This is a genomic window from Mesorhizobium sp. IMUNJ 23033 (assembly GCF_044778005.1).
Lineage (GTDB): Bacteria > Pseudomonadota > Alphaproteobacteria > Rhizobiales > Rhizobiaceae > Mesorhizobium > Mesorhizobium amorphae_A.
In genome coordinates this window covers 87,962-105,562 of record NZ_JBJACT010000031.1, presented here as the reverse complement: position 1 = coordinate 105,562, position 17,601 = coordinate 87,962, and the positions used below count along the sequence as shown (strand labels likewise).

Here is a 17,601-nt window from a genome sequence, read left to right as displayed (position 1 = left end):
TTTTGTGGCCGCGGCGCCGAACTCGCTACCGGTATCAGCCGGCTTTAGTTGCAGGCCGCGACGCTGCCTGCGGCAACGCCAGCGCAAACCTCGTCCTTCTTGATCCAGCCGGCGTCGATGACGACGTTGAGATTGTCCTTGGTGATCGCGACCGGGGTCAGGAAAAGCGACTTGACAGTGTTGCCGCCAGGCGTCGTGAAGTCCGTGACGCCGGCAATGTCGGTCATCTTCTTGCCGTCGGCCAGTTGCGAGGCAATCTCGGCGGCGTTCTTGCCGAGCTCGCGCGCATCCTTCCACACCGACACGGTCTGCGTGCCGAGCGCGATGCGATTCAGCGCGGCGTGGTCGCCGTCCTGGCCCGAAACCGGAACGGTTCCGGCCAATCCCTGCGCCGTCAGCGCGGCAACGACGCCGCCGGCGGTGCCGTCATTGGCCGCCACCACCGCATCGACCTTGTTGTCGTTGGCGGTCAGGAACTGTTCCATGTTCTTCTGCGCATTGGCCGGCAGCCAGCCGTCCGTATAGGCCTCGCCGACATTCTTGATCTTCCCGCCGTCGATGGCTTCCTTCAGCACTTCCATGGAGCCGGCGAACAGGAAATCGGCGTTCGGATCGGCACCCGAACCCTTGATGAAGACGTAGTTGCCTTCGGGCTTCGCCTTGAACACTTCGCGGGCTTGCATGCGGCCGACTTCCTTGTTGTCGAAGGTCAGGTAGAACACGTCCTTGTTCTCGATCAGGCGGTCATAGCCGACGACCGGAATGCCCTCGTCAAGCGCCTTCTGCACCGCCGGCCCGATGGCCGAGGCGTCCTGCGCCAGCACGATCAGCGCATTCGCACCTTGCGAGATCAGGCTTTCGACGTCGGTCAGCTGCTTGCCGGGATTAGACTGTGCGTCGGCGGAAATGTACTTGTCGCCGGCGGCTTCGATCGCTGCCTTCATCGCCGCCTCATCGGTCTTCCAGCGCTCTTCCTGGAAGTTCGACCACGACACGCCGATGACCTTGTCCTTCGCCTGCGCGACCGACGCCAGCGTCAGCGACATGGCGACACCCGCCAGCATGGCGACTGCAAATTTCTTCATGATATCCTCCCTGCGCCGCGCACGGCGCGACAAACTGACCCGAAGGCCGGCACAAGGCTCTCTTTTTTTCGAGCCTCGAAAAAATACTGATCCAACGCCGAAGCGCTGTCAACATCGATTCTGACGGTTTTTGACGGCCGTCGAATTTTTTTCGGGTCTCGGAATAAATAAATGACAGGACTTCCCGATTCTGCCAATATTCAGTGAGCGCGTCGACGGCCTTCGACGTTCACGAAGCGGCGGCGGCAGGGAGGAGACGCAGGCCATGTCGGTTGGAATCCGCCACGACGATCTACGCCGGCGCAACCGGGCGATGGTGATTTCGGCCGTGCGCAGGGCTGGCCAGCCGTCACGGACCGAGATCGCCGCGACCACTGGCCTCAGCCATTCGACCATTTCGGCGATCTCCTCCGACCTGATCCAGGAAGGCATCCTGACCGAGAGCAAGCCCAGCGAAGCGGCTTCGCTGAAGCGCGGCCGGCCACAGGTCGGCCTCGGCCTCAATCCGGAAGCCACCGCGGTGATGACCGTGGTGCTGTCGCTCAACTTCCTCTCCGTCGCCGTCATCGATTATGCCGGGCAGGTCATTGCCGAAGAGCAACGCCGCCTGGACACGCTGACCATGCCGCGCGACGAGCTGATCGGCGAATGCACGGCGATAGTCCGGCGCCGGTTCGAGGATCCCGATCTCGATGTCCGCAGCGTCGCCCGCATCGCGATGGGCATCCAGGGCATCACCGACACCCATGCCCGCGCCATGCTGTGGTCGCCGATCACGTCGCTGACCGACATCCCCTTTGCCGACATTCTGGAAGGCGAGTTCGGCATTCCCGCTACCATGGAAAACGACTGCAACATGATGGCGGTGGCGCTGCAATGGCGCGATCCCGAACGCTACCGCGACGATTTCATCGCCATCCTGCTCTCGCACGGCATTGGCATGGGGCTGGTGCTGAAGGGCGAACTGTTCACCGGCACTCATTCGTCCGGCGGCGAGTTCGGCCACATGATCCACCGGCCGGGCGGCGCGCTCTGCCGCTGCGGACGGCGCGGCTGCGTCGAAGCCTATGCCGGCAACTATGCCATCTGGCGCAACGCCAGGATGATGAGTGAGGATGCCGAACCGACCGATGTCGGCGACGCCGACATGCGCGCGCTCGCCGCCCGGGCGCGCGAGAGCGACGGGCCGGAGCGCGAAGCCTACCGCAAGGCGGGCGAGGCGCTCGGCTTCGGCCTTGGCAGCCTGTTCGCGCTGATCGATCCCGCACCCGTCGCCATGGTCGGCGTCAGCGCCGCCGCTTTCGATCTGATCGAACCGGCGCTGCGCGAGGCGATTGCCCAGACCGCCGGCGGCCAGCACTCGAAATCGATCTCCTTCGACACCGAGCCGAATGAGTTGCCGCTGATCCGCGAGGGCTGCGCCATGCGCGCGCTTGGCTTCGTCGACCAGGAGATTTTCGCGCCGGGCGTCCAGCAGCGAACGGGTTCGGCAGGAAAGAACGTGGCTTGATCGCGACTTGAGATGTGTTGAGGCCAGGCCGCGCCGTTCGCAGGCCTGAATATCAGCACATACCTAATCTTCCCGGATCGCGTATCCTGCCCCGCGGATGGTGCGGATGACGTCGGGCATGCGGCCATTGTTGACCGCCTTGCGCAGCCGGCCGACATGCACGTCGACCGTTCGCTCGTCGATATAGATCGTCTCGCCCCAGACATTGTCGAGCAGCTGGCTGCGCGAGAACACCCGGCCCGGATGCCGCATCATGAATTCGAGCAGCCGGAACTCGGTCGGCCCGAGCCTGATCTCGCTCTTCTTGCGGTAGACCCGGTGCGACTCGCGGTCGAGCACGATGTCGCCGACCTTGAGCATGCTGGACAGCACTTCCGGCTTGGCGCGACGCAGCAGCGCCTTGACCCTGGCCATGAATTCCGGCGTCGAGAACGGCTTGACCAGATAGTCGTCGGCGCCGGTGGAGAGGCCGCGCACGCGGTCGCTCTCTTCGCCACGCGCCGTAAGCATGATGATCGGCAGCCGCTCGGTCTCGGGCCGCATCCTGAGGCGCCGGCAAAGCTCGATTCCGGAAACCGCCGGCACCATCCAGTCGAGCACCAGCAGGTCGGGAACGTTTTCCTGCAGGCGGATCTCGGCTTCGTCGCCGCGCGTCACCACCTCGACCTGGTAGCCTTCGGATTCCAGATTGTAGCGGAGCAGCACCCCCAGCGGCTCCTCGTCCTCCACCACCATGATGCGTGGCGCTATCATCAGTCGGTTACCCCTGTCATGCAGCCGGCGCGGACATCGCTGTCTCGTCTTGCTTGGGACGATTGGCTGGCAATTGCGAGCCTGTCAGCACATAGTAGGCGTTCTCGGCGATGTTGGTGACATGGTCGCCAATGCGCTCCAGATTCTTGGCGCAGAACAAGAGATGCGTGCAGGCCGTGATGTTGCGCGGATCTTCCATCATGTAGGTCAGCAGCTCACGGAACACCGAGGTGTATTTGACGTCGATGCGCTCGTCGTCGTTCCGAAGCTTGGCGAGTGCCGCGGCGTCTGCGGCGGCGTATTCCTCGATCACCCCTTGCACCTGGACCAGCACCAACTGCGCCATCACATCGATGGAGTGCGACAGGTCGCGCGGCGTGACGCTGAGGCCGACGGTGCCAACGCGCTTGGCGATGTTCTTGGCAAGGTCGCCGATGCGCTCGAGATCGCCGGCCATGCGGATAGAACCGACCACCGCGCGCAAATCGTTGGCCATCGGCTGGCGCTTGGCGATCAGCGTGATGGCGCGGTCGTCCAGCTCGCGCTGGCGCGCATCCATGATGGCGTCGTCGGAGACCACCCTCTGTGCCAGTGCATTGTCGGAATTCAGAAGGGCCTTGGTCGCCCCGCCGACCATCGCGCCGGCCAGTTCGCCCATGTCGGAGATCAGCTTGCTGATCTGCCCGAGATCCTCGTCGAAAGAGGCGACGGTATGATGTTCACCCATGATCCTGTCCTCGTGCCTGAAAGTTGCCGCCGGACCACTCAGCCGAACCGGCCGGTGATGTAGTCCTGCGTGCGCTTGTCGTCGGGGTTGGTGAACATCTTGTCGGTGGCGCCCTCCTCGACCAGATAGCCGAGGTGGAACATGGCCGTGCGCTGCGACACACGCGCCGCCTGCTGCATCGAGTGCGTGACGATGACGATCGTGTAGTTTTGACGCAGCTCGTCGATCAGCTCCTCGACGCGGGCTGTGGCGATCGGGTCGAGCGCCGAGCAGGGCTCGTCCATCAGGATCACTTCCGGCGACACGGCGATGGCGCGCGCGATGCACAGGCGCTGCTGCTGGCCGCCGGAAAGGCCGGTGCCGGGCTCTTGCAGACGGTCCTTCACCTCGTTCCAGATCGCCGCCTTCTTCAGGCTCGATTCGACGATCTGGTCCATGTCGGCCTTGCGCTTGGCCAGCCCGTGGATGCGCGGACCGTAGGCGACGTTCTCGTAGATCGACTTCGGGAACGGATTGGGCTTCTGGAACACCATGCCGACGCGGGCTCTCAGTTCGACGACGTCGATGTTCTTGTCGTAGATGTCCTCTTCGTCCAGCGTGATCTTGCCGGTCACCCGCGCCGAGTCGATGGTGTCGTTCATGCGGTTGAGGCAGCGCAGGAAGGTCGACTTGCCGCAGCCCGAAGGGCCGATCAGCGCCGTCACCTGGTTGAGGCGGACGTCGAGATTGACGTCGAACAGCGCCTGCTTGTCACCATAGAACACGCCGACCTTGTCGCCGCGCATCTTGATCACTTCGTTCGACTTGGCGTTCATCTTGTCGCCCACTGCATTTTCGAGGGACTGTTCGGTCATGATGTTCATACAGATACCTTCTTTTACCAGCGCCGTTCGAAGCGGCGCCGCAGCACGATCGCTGTGATGTTCATGGCCATGAGGAAGACGAGCAGGATGATGATGGCGCCCGACATACGCTCGACGAAGGCGCGTTCGGCCTCGTTCGCCCACATGTAGATCTGCACCGGCAGCGCGGTGGCCGGATCGAAAGGCGTCGTCGGATAATCGGCGACGAAGGCCACCATGCCGATCAGCAGCAGCGGCGCGGTTTCACCGAGCGCACGCGCGAGACCGATGATGGTGCCGGTAAGGATGCCGGGGGCGGCAAGCGGCAGGATGTGATGGAACACCATCTGCATCTTGGACGCCCCAAGGCCGAGCGCTGCCGAGCGGATCGACGGCGGCACAGCGGCAAGGGCAGCGCGCGTCGCGATGATGATCGTCGGCAGTGTCATCAGCGTCAGCACCAGTCCGCCGACGAAAGCGGCCGAGCGCGGCATGCCGAGGAAGTTGATGAACACGGCAAGTCCGAGCAGGCCGAAGACGATCGACGGCACCGCCGCCAGATTGTTGATGTTGACTTCGATCAGGTCGGTGAGGCGGTTCTTCTTGGCGAATTCCTCAAGATAGATCGAGGCGGCGACGCCGATCGGCAGCGCCAAAAGCAGCACGATCACCATCATGTAGAACGAGCCGATGATGGCCACGCCCATGCCCGACGTTTCCGGGCGGCTGGAGGCGCCATAGGAGAACAGGCCGGTGTTGAAATGCTCGGCCATCACGCCGTCGGCCTTGAGCTTGTTCATCCAGGCGATCTGCTGGTCCGAGACCTTGCGGCGCGATTCCTCGACACTGAGGTCGATCTGGCCCTTGAAGGCGGAGTCGAGATTGGCGGCGGCGAGGATGTTGACGTCGCGCGTCGTGCCGATGACCGACGGGTCGGCGGCGACGATGTCGCGCAGCTGGACGCGGGCGCCTTCCGACAGGAAGCCCTTGAGCTTCATGACCATCGGCTTGTTGCTGGGATCGATGCCGAGCTTGGCGATCAGCGCGCGTTCGGCGAGCTTGGGATAATTTGCCTTGATCAGCACGCTCGGATCGGTGGCGCGCTTGTTGGACGGATCGATCAGCTTCTCGTCGAAGGTGATCGGCAGCGTCACCGTCGTCTGCCAGAAGGCGGTGTAGCCCTTCGAGACGATGGTGATGAGCATGATGGCGAGGAACGCCAGGCCGACGGAAATCGCCAGCCCGCCATAGATGCGGAAGCGGCGTTCGGCGGCGTAGCGGGCTTTCAGGCCGATATCGCGGCGCGGATGAGCCGCCGCCCGGACCATAGTATCCATGGGAATGTCGGTCATTCGTACTGCTCCCGGTATTTGCGCACGATGTACAGCGCGACGATGTTCATCACCAGCGTCAGCGCGAACAACGTCAGGCCGAGCGCGAAGGCGACCAACGTCTGTGGCGAATTGAACTCGAGATCGCCGGTAAGCTGGTTGACGATCTTGACGGTGATGGTGGTCATCGCTTCGAACGGGTTGACGGTGAGGTTGGCGGCGACGCCGGCCGCCAGCACGACGATCATCGTCTCGCCGATGGCGCGCGAAGCGGTCAGCAGGATGGCGCCGACGATGCCGGGAAGTGCGGCCGGCAGGATCACCCGCTTGATCGTCTCGGAGCGCGTCGCGCCGAGGCCGAGCGAGCCGTCGCGCATGGCGCGCGGCACCGCGGTGATGATGTCGTCGGACAGCGAGGACACGACCGGGATCAGCATGACGCCCATGACCAGGCCGGCAGTGAAGATGCTCTGGCCCTGGATGAAGGGCGAGCCGCCGGTCAGCGCCGCCGAGAGATCGCGCAGGAAAGGCCCGAGCGTGACGACGGCGAAGATGCCGTAGACGATGGTCGGGATGCCGGCGAGCAGTTCAAGCGCCGGCTTGACCACCCCGCGCACCTTGGGCGTTGCGTATTCGGCCATGTAGACAGCCGACATCAGCCCGACCGGCACCGCCACCAGCAGGGCGACGGCGGCGATGTAGAGCGTGCCGGCGAGCAGCGGGATCAGGCCGAACTGGCCCTGGCTGCCGCCGGAACCGGCGGCGGCAAAGCGCGGATCCCATACCGTGCCGAAGAAGAAGCTCATCGGCGACACGCTTTCGAAGAACTGGATCGTCTGGAACAGCATCGACAGCACAATGCCGACTGTGGTCAGGATGGCGATGGTCGAGGCCGCGAGCAGACCCCACAGCATCAGCTTCTCGACATTGTTCCTGGCGCGCGCCCGCGGCGCGATCTGCCTCAGCGCATAGAGGGCGCCGGCAATCGACAGAGCGAGGGTGACGACCGCGCCGAACAGTCCAAGCATGCCCTGGACCTTGTTCGTCTCGACGGCGATCGGGATCATGTAGTCCTGTGTATCCGATGCCAGCGCCACGCCCTTGGCGGCAAGCAGCGGCTGCAACTCGGCAAGGGTGGCGGGCAGCGCGGTGTTCGCATCGAGCTGGCGCAGGCCCTTGGCCAGGCTCTTGACCAGGCTGACATCAAGTGCCTCGCTGGCAACCTTGCTGTCGGCGGTGCGCTCCGGCAGGACGGCGTGAATGTGGCGGTCGAGATAGAAGGAGGAGCCGATGTTCCAGACGGCAAGCAGCAGAAGGGCAGGCAGGACGGCGAGCAGGAAGGCCCACCAGCCGTGGTAATGGGAGCGCGAGTGCGGCTTCACCGTGCCGTTTTCGTGCGCTGCGGCACGCTGCCGGCCGATCAGGAACGCAACCACGCCGATGGCGACGACAATGGCGAGTACGAACAAGGACGACATTGACCACCCCCGGGGAAGCTTTAGTCGCCAGCGCCAATGCGGCAGGCGATAAAACCAGGGCGCGGACTTGGTCCGCGCCCTGGCCTGGAAGATTGATTACATCGACTTCCCGGCGGCGAACGCGTCGCGCTGGGCCTGACGCTCGGCGTCCGGAGCAGCCACGAGGCCGTATTCGGCGAGCGGGCTTTCCGGGCCGACCATCTGGTCGTCGAGGAAGAATTCGACATACTCCTTCAGGCCGGGAACGACGCCGAGATGCGCCTTCTTGACGTAGAAGAACAGCGGGCGCGAAACCGGGTACTTACCGCTGGCGATCGTCTCGGTCGAAGGCACGACGTCTTCCACGGTTGCGACCTTCAGCTTGTCGGCATTGTTCTCGTAGAAGGAGAGACCGAACACGCCGACACCGGTCTTGTTGGAGTCGATGCGGGCGAGGGTCTCGGTATAGTCGCCGTCGATGTCGACAGCCTTGCCGTCCTTGCGGATGGCGATGCAGGTCTTGCCGATTTCCTTTTCGTCGGCAACGCCGGCGGCCTTGAGAGCGTCCTTGTCGCAGCCTGCGTCGAGAAGCTTGGTCTCGAACACTTCGCGGGTGCCGTGCTTCTCACCGGGAATGTAAGCGGCGATATCCCAGTCGGGCAGCTTCGGATTGACCTGGTTCCACTTGGTGTTCGGATTGTCGACCAGCTTGCCGTCGACGACCAACTTGGCGGCGAGCGCCTTGTAGATGTCGGCGGGAACCAGCGCCCAGTCCGGGCCCTTGATGTCGGTGGCGAAGACGATGCCGTCATAGCCGATACGGACTTCCTGGACTTCCTTGACGCCGGCGTCGGCGCAGGACTTCAGTTCGTCCTTCTTGATCGGACGCGAGGAGTTGGCGATGTCGATGGTGTCTTCGCCGACGCCCTTGCAGAATTCCTTGATGCCGGCGCCGCTGCCGCCGGACTCGACAACCGGGGTCTTGAAGTTGGTGAAGGTTTCGCCGAACTGCTCGGCGACGATCTTGGCATAGGGTAGCACGGTCGACGACCCGGCGACCTGGATCTGGTCGCGCGCGGCGGCGAAGCCGGACGACGCGGCGAGCGCAAGCGCTGCGGCCGACGCCGTGAGGAGAAATTTGTTCATGTGGCCTGCTCCTGTTCGGAAGATGGTCTCTCGGCACCCTTGTCCTAGGCGCCCGGTGAGGCCAATAGCTCCCGATTATTACAGTCGCATGACAGTTTCATGTCAGCCCGGTAACGTCTGACGGCCAAGTCGGAAACCGCCGGCTTCCAGCCTTGGCGGCGTATCGCAGGTTTGCCGCGGGAATCAGGGACTTGCGGGATTTTCTAGCCTCGTCTGCCCTCGGCGGCACGAGCCGCGCCGCCGAGAAAAGAAAAGCCGGACGGAAACGCGTTGCCCTTGGCCAGAGCGTGTCATGGCCGAGCCATCGCCGAAAACAGGTCCGTTGGGGTAGATTCGACGCTGTTCTAGTCGGCGGTCGCTGCTCCCGCCCGTAACCGAGGGAGCCAAATTCGATGCACCCATTGTCACGGCTGGTCGCCGGTTTTGGTATGGTGCGATCGCGCCATACCTTTGGGTAACCCGGCGTTTCCGGGGCGCCGCGAGCAAATCGCGTGCGCGGCGACCGCCCATCCAGGGACGGTGCACAGCCGCACGCGGAGATAAGATCTTAGCCGGCGCTGCGCTGAACCTGACTGTCCGCGCCGATCCAGCGCTCAAGCTTTTCGAGCAGCGCCCTTGGGCTGATCGGCTTGGGCAGATAGTCGTCCATGCCGGCCTCCAGGCAGCGCTCGCGGTCGCCCTTGAGCGCATGCGCGGTGACGCCGACGATCGGCACATGCGTGCCCGTCTCTTCCTCGAGCCGGCGAATGGCAGCTGTCGCCTCCAGCCCGTTCATCTCCGGCATCGACACGTCCATCAGGATCATGCGCGGATTGAGCCTGCCGAAGGCGTCGAGCGCCTTGCGGCCATTGCCGACGATTTCGAAGCCGTAGCCGGTCTCGCCGAGGATCTGGGTAAACACCATCTGGTTCACCTCATTGTCCTCCGCGACCAGAATGTCGAGCCCGCGCTCGCCCGTGGCCCGGACGCGCGCCCGAACCGGCGGCGGTTGCAGCTGGGCCCGCACCGAGGCGGTCGAGGACAGCTGTGCCGTCGACGGCGCCTGAGCGCCCCCGCCGCTCGCCAAGGGCAGCACGCGGCTCGCCTCCTCAGTGTGGTGGTGGCGCTGGATGGTGGCCACCAGCGTCTCCAGCAACACCGATGAGCGCGCCGGCTTGATCAGCTGGGCATCGATGCCGAGGTCGCGGTAGCTGGTGTTGGCGAGAGACTGGTCGACGGAGGTCAGCATGATGATCGGCGTATGGGCGAGACCCGCGGTGTTGCGCACGATCCGCGCCATTTCGGCGCCGCTCATGTTGGGCATCTGGTAGTCGAGCACGACGCAGTCGACCGGAACGCCATAGGCGGCGGCCGCGATCAGCACCTTCAGCCCTTCGGCGCCGCTTTCGGCCGCGCAGGAATCGAAGGTCCACGACGCCATCTGCTCGCTCAGGATCGACCTGTTGACGGCATTGTCGTCGACGATCAGCACGCGTGCACCGGTCACGTCCACCGGCATGATGCGTTGCCCGCTTTGCTGCTCCGCCCTGGGCAGCGTCACCGTGAACCAGAAGGTCGAGCCCTTGCCTTCGGCGCTCTCCACGCCGATCTCGCCTTCCATCAGCTCGACCAGCCGCGAGGTGATGGCGAGGCCGAGCCCGGTGCCTTCATGCCGCCTTGTCGACGAGGTGTCGACCTGGTTGAATTTCTCGAAGACGGCTTTCAGCTTCTCCTCGGGAATGCCGATGCCGGTATCGGTGACCGAGATGGTGAGCTTCGTTCCCGCGGGAACCCGGACGCCGGTGACGTCGACCAGCACATGGCCTTCGTCGGTGAACTTCACCGCATTGCCGAGCAGGTTGGTGACGATCTGCCTTACGCGCCCGACATCGCCGATGAACTGGCTTTCGAGACCGGGCTGGACACGCACGATCAGCTCGAGGTCCTTCTCCTTGGCGCGTGTCGACACCAGCGTCGCCACGTCCTCGATGGCCTCGGCAAGGTTGAAGGGCGCCGGGTCGAGCACGAGTTGGCCGGCATCGATCTTGGAGAAATCCAGGATGTCGTTGATGATGGTCAAAAGCGCGTTGCCCGACTTGACGATGATGTCGGTGAACGTCTTCTGCTTCGGGTCGAGGTCGGACTTGGCGAGCAGTTCCGCCATGCCGAGCACGCCGTTCATCGGCGTGCGGATCTCGTGGCTCATATTGGCCAGGAATTCCGACTTGGCGCGGTCGGCAAGCACGGCGCGCTGGCGCGCCTCGCTGAGCTCGGCCTCGCGCTGCTTCAGCTCGGTGATGTCGGTGGTCGAGCCGATCAGATAGAGCGAGCCATCGGACGCGATCATCGCGCCCTTGCGGGCGAACTGGTGCCGCACGCTGCCGTCGGCCAGCGTCACGGTCTCCTCGATCTCCTGCGTCTCGCCGGTGCGCAGCACGGCGAGGTCGCTGGCGACGAAGGCTTCGCCGTCCGGTCCGAATATCTCGACGTCGGTCTTGCCGGTCGCCTTGTCCTTGGTAAAGCCGGTGAGATCGCACCAGCCCTTGTTGACGTAGAACTGCCTGAGGTCGGAGCGCTTGGCGTAGATCGACACCGGCACATTGTCGATGAGACTGCGGAACACCTCGTTCTCGCGCATGCTCTCTTCCAGCGCCCGCTCGCGCGCCTTGACGTCGGTGATGTCGGTGCTGGAACCAACCAGATGCACCGACCCGTCGAGCGCCACCAGCCGGCTCTTGCGCGTCATCAATTGCCGCAGCGTGCCGTCGCGATGGGTAACCGGCTCCTCGACCTCCAAGACATTGCCGGTGACCACGACCTCTGTGTCGTCGAGGCTGTAGCTTTCGGCATCCTCGGTGCCGAACAGCTGGCGGTCGGTCCGGCCGATGACTTCCTCCTTGGCAAGGCCGGTCAGCGCGCACCAGGCCTTGTTGACGAATTCGATGCTGAGATCCTGGGCCTTGATGAAGGCTGCTACCGGCAGTTCGTCCATGACGTGCCGGAACAGGTCGATCTGGCGCATCGAGTCATGCAGCGCCTTCTCGCGGCTCTTGATATCGGAAATGTCGACGCGCACCCCGATGAAGGTGCCGTCGTCGGTCCGCATGTCGTAGACCTGGTACCAGCGGCCGTCGGGATTGAGGCGCTCGTAAGACGAGTTGGGCAGTCGGTAGCGGGCGAGGATGGCGTCCAGCCAGACGTCGAGATCTCCATCGTAGAGCCTGTCGATCTCGGCATCGCCGCTCAGCCGGAAATAGCCGGCCGAATGTCCCAGTTCCAGCGCCTCGCGGAAGCTGTGGCCGGGCTGCCATGCCGGCTTCAGCGCCGGCAGCGTGTCCTGCAGTTTGCGGTTGGCGAAGACGAAATTGTCGTCGCGGTCGTAGATGATGACGGCGGCCGGCAGCGATTCCAGCACGGTGGCAAGGTTCTTGCGGGCCTCCTCTGCTTCCGTCTCGCGCCGCTTGATCACCGCTTCGGCCAGCCGCGATTTCTCCAGCGCCTCGGCGAGCTCGGCCTCGCGATCCTTCATCTCGGTGACATCGACATAGGAGATCAGCCGCTTGCCGCCGGCCAGCGGCGCCAGCGATGCAATCAGCGTACGGCCGTCATTGCGCGGCAGTTGCCTGGAGCCCGCCACGCCGGCCATGATTTCGGCCTCGCGCTCCACGATGTGGCTCTGCCATACCGCGTCGTCGGTGCCGTAGGGGTCCGTGTCGCGGCTGGCCTGCATCACCTCGCGGAAGCCGCAGCCGATCCCGGCGCGCTTGGGATCGATTTCCCAGAAGTCATAGAAGGCGCGGTTGATCAACTCAGCGCGCATATCCGCATCGAGGACAAGGACGCCGATCGGCATCTGATCGACCATCGTACGAAGATTGGCGAAGGTCTCGGTGATTTTGGCGTTGGCGCTCTCGATCTCGGCGTCGCGACGCTTGACCTCGGTGACGTCGTAGTAGGTCAGCAGCCGCCTGCCGCCTGACAGCGCCGTCACCGAGAACATCATCGTCTTGCCATTGGCATGGCGAAACTCGCGTGGCGCGACGGAGCCGGCGCGAATCTCCTCGATGCGGGTGGCGAGGTAACGCTGCCATTGCTGCTCGTCGAGGTCGCCATAGATGCCGTTGCGGCGGTTGAGCTCCATCAACAGGCTGAACGGCGCGCCGACGGTCACGGCGCCGTCCGGAATCCTGGAGAGTTCGCGATAGGCCTTGTTGACGATCAGCGTGTCGAGCCGGGCGTCGAGAAGCACGACGCCCATGTGCATGGCATCCATCGTCCGCTCGAGATCGGCGAGATGCTGTTCGCTGCCCTCGCCGCGGGACAGGTCGTTCTGACCGAGTTCCTCGAAGGCACCGGCGAGTGCCGTCACGTTGCGACCGATGCCATGATAGCCGGCAAATTTACCCTCGCCGTCGAAGCGCGGCAGGCCGGTGATCGAGATCCACCGGCAATCGCTGCGGCCGCCCTTCAGCTCATAGACGAAGTCGCGAAACGGCCGATGTGCCTGCAGGTCCTCCAGATGCGCGGCGGCGCTATGGCTGCCCTTCAGCACCTGCTTAAGAAAATCGAAGCGGAAACGGCCGAGAATACTGGCGGGTTCAATGCCGGTGGCGGCCTGATAATTGTCCGAAAGCCGGGAAAACCGCAGCTCGGCATCTGTTTCCCAGGTCCAGTCCGCGGCTGCGTCGAGCATCTCGCGCAGCGCCTCGGGCGAAGACGCCTGCCAGGCGGGCGCAAGCGCGCCGTCGCCACGCGCAACCGCCTTGCGGGGAGCGTGCTTGCCAGCCGTCCCGACCGTCTCGTCCACTTCCGCCATGCCGCTCCCACCCCCAGGACCGAACCCCCTTCGCGACCCGTCGGCGGAATGTGCCCGAGAAGCATTAACGGACCGCTAACCATAACAACCCGCAGCCGGCCTCCGGCTGGATTCCGCATCGGCCCTGACTGCGGCATTGCATCGGTTGTCGGCCACGGCTCAGCCGCGTTATAAGTATATTGGGGTGTTGCTAATGTTCGGACGGTTCCTGCTTGTTTTCCTTTTCCCGGCGCTGCTTGCAGCGGGCGGGTGCGCGCGCAGCGGCGATGGCACCGTGGTCATCCCGAAGCCGCTAGACGTCAGGCGTATCTGGGACAAGCCTCCACCCCATGCGCAAACCAGCCAGTCGCAGGTGGGTGTCTTTCCGGTCGCACCACCGCAGGCACCAGCACGCGCGGCGGCCCGCAGGCTCGCCCCGCAGCCGAGACGGGTGACATCCAGTCCCCCGCCGTTTTCTTCCTCCGAGCCGGCCACTACTCTCGCCTGCAGGAATGTCAGCGAGCCCGGCAAGCGCTACCGGGTCGTCTGCGATTAAGCCTTGGCAGCGGGAGTTGCTCGACGAATTGACGGCGCCCAAGAGCAATTGCGCAAGAAGCAAATAGCTAAAGCGACGCCGCGCCCTTCTTGGGCTCCTTGGCGCCAAGCTTATCCAGCGCGATGCGAACCTGCCGCAGCTCGTCCTGCCAGCCGTCATCGTCGCTCATCGGTCCTTCCGACGCTGCACGCTGCAACCCGCGCGCCTCGGATTCGATGTCGCGAAGCCTGGCGATCTTTTGTTCGGTGGTCAGGGACTGGTCCTCGACAATTTCCTGCACCTTCATTTCCCTGAATGTGACCATGTCGATGGCTCCGGTTGGTCGTCTGTCACAACGCGGCAGCCGGCAAGCCGTTCCGGCGGCGAGCCGTTCGCCTGGATCGGGCGTCCCACGGCTGACCAGCCATCCGCCGAAAAGTCAGTCCGCGGGGACAGTTTCATTTCAAGATTGAGACAGGCGAAAGGCAGTGCCGACGCCACCATCCGTTGGCACGATCGACCGTGACCAATTTCACTGTGGTCCGCCGCTTGCTGTGAAACCTTTGTCCGACATCCCGCGTTGTAGGCAAAAAGGAGGGCGAAGATGTCTATCCACTTCACCGTTTCGGGGCTGACAAGGAACCTGATCCACTCGCTTGGACTGGATCATGAGTGGTGGCCAAAAGCCCTGACCCCGGAGCAGAAACTGTTGGTGGAATGCTATCTGGCCGGCCAGATTCCGGAATCGGCCTGGAACGACTACGTGTTCGAGATGCCCGAGCTGGAACGGCACGTCAACGCCAGGCGCGGACACCATTGAGCCTACATCAGCCGGTCGCGAAGCGAGCCGTCTGCGCCGGCAGGCGACCGCCTATTGCTTCGGTGACTTGAACTGCAGCGTAAACACATTACCCGCAACGCCCTTGGCAAGCGCCGGCGAAAAGCTAAGCGGCAGGCAGTTCCGCAACGCGGCAGTCGCGGCATCGACAAAGGCCTGACGCGCCTTTTCGTCACCGGCCACCTTGATGGCCGTCGTCTTGGGCGGGCCGATGAGCGTGCCGTCGCGCTTGAAGCTGAAGCTCAATGTGACCGTCGAATTGCCGGCATCCGCCGGCGGCGTCCAGCACGCCTGGATCGCCGTTCCGACATCGTTCATGGTGTTGAGCGATGCGGCATTCGATTGAGCGATTGCCGCCATCAATACTGTTCCCACAATCGCCGACAGTGCTGTGCCGCTTTTCATTTGCAGGTCCTCGTTTCTTCCACCGGCTGCCAGTCCGCACAGGACAACTGAAATCGATGATAGGGTCGGAGCCGGCAATGACAATATGCTTCGCAAGGACTTGATGCGGCTGCCGTTAGCGCGACTGCTCACCGTCCCCGGACAAAAGCCCTTTCAAAAGCAAAAAAGGCCGGCGCATGGCCGACCTTTCCTTCCATCTCTCGCTCAGCGCCAGTACATCCGTGGTCGTAGGCTGGAGATGAATTGCTATCCAGTAGACAGGGCTTTGGTTAACGAATCCTTATCGTTCGAGCAATTCCAGGAAAAGTGCGCAGCGGTTTTCCGTCCGGAATTGCGTAAAAACAAAGAACTAGAGCGGGTCGGCGATTCTATCAAAGCTGAACCGCTCTAAAGCCGCGCCGTCACGCCTTGGCTTGCGACTTCACATAGGCGATATAGCCGCGCACGTCGGCGGCCGGCTCGGCATAGGCCTTGCCGAGCTTCTTCTCGACCGCCGCCACATATTCCTTTGCCCATTTGGGCAAGGCGTAGTCGATGACCGCCAGGAATTCGAGCGTTGCCGCCAGACGGATGTCGGCGATCGACGGGTTCTTGCCGCCGATGAACGGCTTGCCGTCCCGGAAGAAGCTGTGAAACACCTCCAGCGGCTCGGCGATCGCGGCCATCGCCGCCTTCTGGGCCTCGGACTTCTTGTCGGGGTGGGCGTCGCTATGGCCGACCTCGCCGGCATATTGCGGGAAACCGAGGAACGGATAGGTGGCGCGCGCCACATAGGGGTAGAGCGTGCCGACCAGGTAGAACATGGCGCTGTCGATCATCGCCCGCTTGGCCGGCGCCTTGGGATAGAACTTCTCCAACCCATGCTTGTTGGAGAGGTATTGCATGATGGCGCAGCTTTCCCACAGCACGCCTCTGGGAAGCCCCTTGTCCTCGATCATCGGCGTCAAATGGGCGGGATTGCGCGCCATGAATTCCGGCGAGCGCGTATGGCCCCAGGCGTCGGTTTCGGCAGGGTCGAAGCCGGCCGCGCGGGCAAAGACGCGAACGGTCATGTTGTTGACGCTGGGCTTCAGCATACTGAGTTTTACGGCAGGTTTCTTCGCCGGCTTCGCCTTAGGCGCGGCTCTTGCCGTCGCCTTCACTGCCGGCTTCGCCGACGCTTTCGCTGCCGGCTTTGCCGCCGGCTTGGCCGCTGTTTTGGCCGCGGGTTTCTTCGCACTCTTCGTCGCTGTCTTGGCCATGTGTTCCTCCCTCTGTTTTTGTTTCAGTATGGGTTCTTCGGTGCCCGGTCGTCCGACAAGGTGGTGCGGGAGCGCTCGACCAGCGCCTGGATCGCATCGGCGAGATGCACTTCGGCAATGTTGTAGTCGCCGCGCGCGACACGCAGTCTGTGCGCTTCCATCAGCACATCGGCATGGGTGAAGCCTGCCGGCGGCTCGAAGCGGTAGGACGCCAGCTCGATCAGCAGGCCGACCGGATCCTCGAAATAGATCGAATCCATGAAGCCGCGATCCTTGACGCCGCTATGCTTGATACCGCGCTCGTCGAGCCGGGCGACCGCCTGCAGGAAGGTGACGCGCGACACTGCAAACGCGATGTGATGGACGCAGCCCGGATCGGTCGGCGTGCGCCGTTTCTCCGGCGTGCGGCTCTCATCGGTGAAGATGGTGATCAGCCTTCCGTCGCCCGGATCGAAATAGAGATGGCTTTCACTGGCCTTGTCGAGATTGGGCTGCTCGAAGATGAATGGCATGCCGAGCACGCCTTCCCAGAAATCGATCGAAGTCTGACGCCCGGCGCCGACCAGCGTGATGTGATGGACGCCCTGCGATTGCAGCTTCTGCATCGGCCTTCCTCCCGTGGCATCAACTGTCGTCCGGATCTGCCCGGCGCCCGGCGTTCTGCGCGCCGCTTGAGCCCGTGCAATGCTAATGCAATCGGCTGCCGCACGCCAGAAGCAGCGAATGCAACCAGAACCTGCCCCGACGCAAAGCGATGGATTCGGGTGATGGTGCGGAAAGCTTGGAGAGACTTGGTACGCCCAAGGGGAATCGAACCCCTGTTCCCGCCGTGAGAGGGCGGTGTCCTGACCGCTAGACGATGGGCGCGTTCAAGAACCGGCGATATAGGCTGACGGTTGGGAAAAAGCAACTGGGCTTCCGAGGTTTGATGAAAGCCGCGAAATGACTGTTGCAGGT

At 63.6% G+C, this 17,601-nt stretch carries 15 protein-coding genes and 1 tRNA gene; 3 read left to right on the top strand and 13 right to left on the bottom strand.

What is annotated here, in order from left to right:
• Positions 1 to 44: 44 nt before the first annotated feature.
• Positions 45 to 1,085, bottom strand: a complete 1,041-nt coding sequence (xylF, locus tag ACFX5Q_RS27880) for a D-xylose ABC transporter substrate-binding protein (RefSeq protein ID WP_404283116.1) — start codon at positions 1,083 to 1,085, stop codon at positions 45 to 47.
• A gap of 265 nt (positions 1,086 to 1,350) precedes the next feature.
• On the opposite strand from xylF, the gene ACFX5Q_RS27875 reads away from it, so the two are divergent.
• A complete protein-coding gene (locus ACFX5Q_RS27875; protein ID WP_404283115.1) occupies positions 1,351 to 2,595 on the top strand; it encodes an ROK family protein in 1,245 nt (414 codons plus the stop codon).
• Between the two features lie 63 nt (positions 2,596 to 2,658).
• Here the strand turns inward: ACFX5Q_RS27875 and phoB are convergent, their stop codons facing one another.
• From phoB to ACFX5Q_RS27835, 8 genes are all read right to left on the bottom strand, one after another.
• Entirely contained in the window at positions 2,659 to 3,348 is a 690-nt protein-coding gene (phoB, locus tag ACFX5Q_RS27870) for a phosphate regulon transcriptional regulator PhoB (protein WP_006203872.1), read from the bottom strand.
• 16 nt (positions 3,349 to 3,364) lie between these two features.
• On the bottom strand, positions 3,365 to 4,075 hold the full coding sequence (gene phoU / locus ACFX5Q_RS27865; protein ID WP_404283113.1) for a phosphate signaling complex protein PhoU: 711 nt from the start codon (positions 4,073 to 4,075) through the stop codon (positions 3,365 to 3,367).
• 38 nt (positions 4,076 to 4,113) lie between these two features.
• Entirely contained in the window at positions 4,114 to 4,938 is an 825-nt protein-coding gene (gene pstB, locus ACFX5Q_RS27860; protein ID WP_006203874.1) for a phosphate ABC transporter ATP-binding protein PstB, read from the bottom strand.
• A gap of 14 nt (positions 4,939 to 4,952) precedes the next feature.
• The gene (gene pstA, locus ACFX5Q_RS27855; RefSeq protein WP_404283112.1) at positions 4,953 to 6,269 is read right to left on the bottom strand and encodes a phosphate ABC transporter permease PstA; all 1,317 of its coding nucleotides are present in this window, start codon (positions 6,267 to 6,269) and stop codon (positions 4,953 to 4,955) included.
• Entirely contained in the window at positions 6,266 to 7,726 is a 1,461-nt protein-coding gene (gene pstC / locus ACFX5Q_RS27850; RefSeq protein ID WP_404283111.1) for a phosphate ABC transporter permease subunit PstC, read from the bottom strand. Before pstC ends, pstA begins: the two co-directional genes overlap by 4 nt.
• Before the next feature lie 96 nt (positions 7,727 to 7,822).
• On the bottom strand, positions 7,823 to 8,851 hold the full coding sequence (locus tag ACFX5Q_RS27845) for a PstS family phosphate ABC transporter substrate-binding protein (RefSeq protein ID WP_404283109.1): 1,029 nt from the start codon (positions 8,849 to 8,851) through the stop codon (positions 7,823 to 7,825).
• Positions 8,852 to 9,398: 547 nt separating this feature from the next.
• Entirely contained in the window at positions 9,399 to 13,646 is a 4,248-nt protein-coding gene (locus tag ACFX5Q_RS27840) for a PAS domain-containing protein (protein WP_404283108.1), read from the bottom strand.
• A gap of 602 nt (positions 13,647 to 14,248) precedes the next feature.
• A complete protein-coding gene (locus ACFX5Q_RS27835) occupies positions 14,249 to 14,485 on the bottom strand; it encodes a hypothetical protein (RefSeq protein ID WP_192182223.1) in 237 nt (78 codons plus the stop codon).
• A gap of 279 nt (positions 14,486 to 14,764) precedes the next feature.
• Here ACFX5Q_RS27835 and ACFX5Q_RS27830 point away from each other — a divergent pair, with 279 nt between their 5' ends.
• Positions 14,765 to 14,980, top strand: coding sequence for a hypothetical protein (locus ACFX5Q_RS27830; protein WP_404283107.1), 216 nt, complete (start codon positions 14,765 to 14,767; stop codon positions 14,978 to 14,980).
• 51 nt (positions 14,981 to 15,031) lie between these two features.
• Here the strand turns inward: ACFX5Q_RS27830 and ACFX5Q_RS27825 are convergent, their stop codons facing one another.
• On the bottom strand, positions 15,032 to 15,358 hold the full coding sequence (locus ACFX5Q_RS27825) for a hypothetical protein (protein ID WP_404283123.1): 327 nt from the start codon (positions 15,356 to 15,358) through the stop codon (positions 15,032 to 15,034).
• 130 nt (positions 15,359 to 15,488) lie between these two features.
• On the opposite strand from ACFX5Q_RS27825, the gene ACFX5Q_RS27820 reads away from it, so the two are divergent.
• A complete protein-coding gene (locus ACFX5Q_RS27820) occupies positions 15,489 to 15,794 on the top strand; it encodes a hypothetical protein (RefSeq protein WP_404283106.1) in 306 nt (101 codons plus the stop codon).
• Positions 15,795 to 15,804: 10 nt separating this feature from the next.
• Here ACFX5Q_RS27820 and ACFX5Q_RS27815 read toward each other — a convergent pair whose 3' ends face one another.
• The 3 genes from ACFX5Q_RS27815 to ACFX5Q_RS27805 form a co-directional block, all read right to left on the bottom strand.
• Positions 15,805 to 16,644: a glutathione S-transferase family protein gene (locus ACFX5Q_RS27815; protein ID WP_404283104.1), complete on the bottom strand. Its 840-nt coding sequence runs from the start codon at positions 16,642 to 16,644 to the stop codon at positions 15,805 to 15,807.
• 23 nt (positions 16,645 to 16,667) lie between these two features.
• Positions 16,668 to 17,249: a VOC family protein gene (locus ACFX5Q_RS27810; RefSeq protein WP_404283103.1), complete on the bottom strand. Its 582-nt coding sequence runs from the start codon at positions 17,247 to 17,249 to the stop codon at positions 16,668 to 16,670.
• A gap of 187 nt (positions 17,250 to 17,436) precedes the next feature.
• Positions 17,437 to 17,511: transfer RNA gene (locus ACFX5Q_RS27805), tRNA-Glu, on the bottom strand.
• Positions 17,512 to 17,601 lie beyond the last annotated feature (90 nt).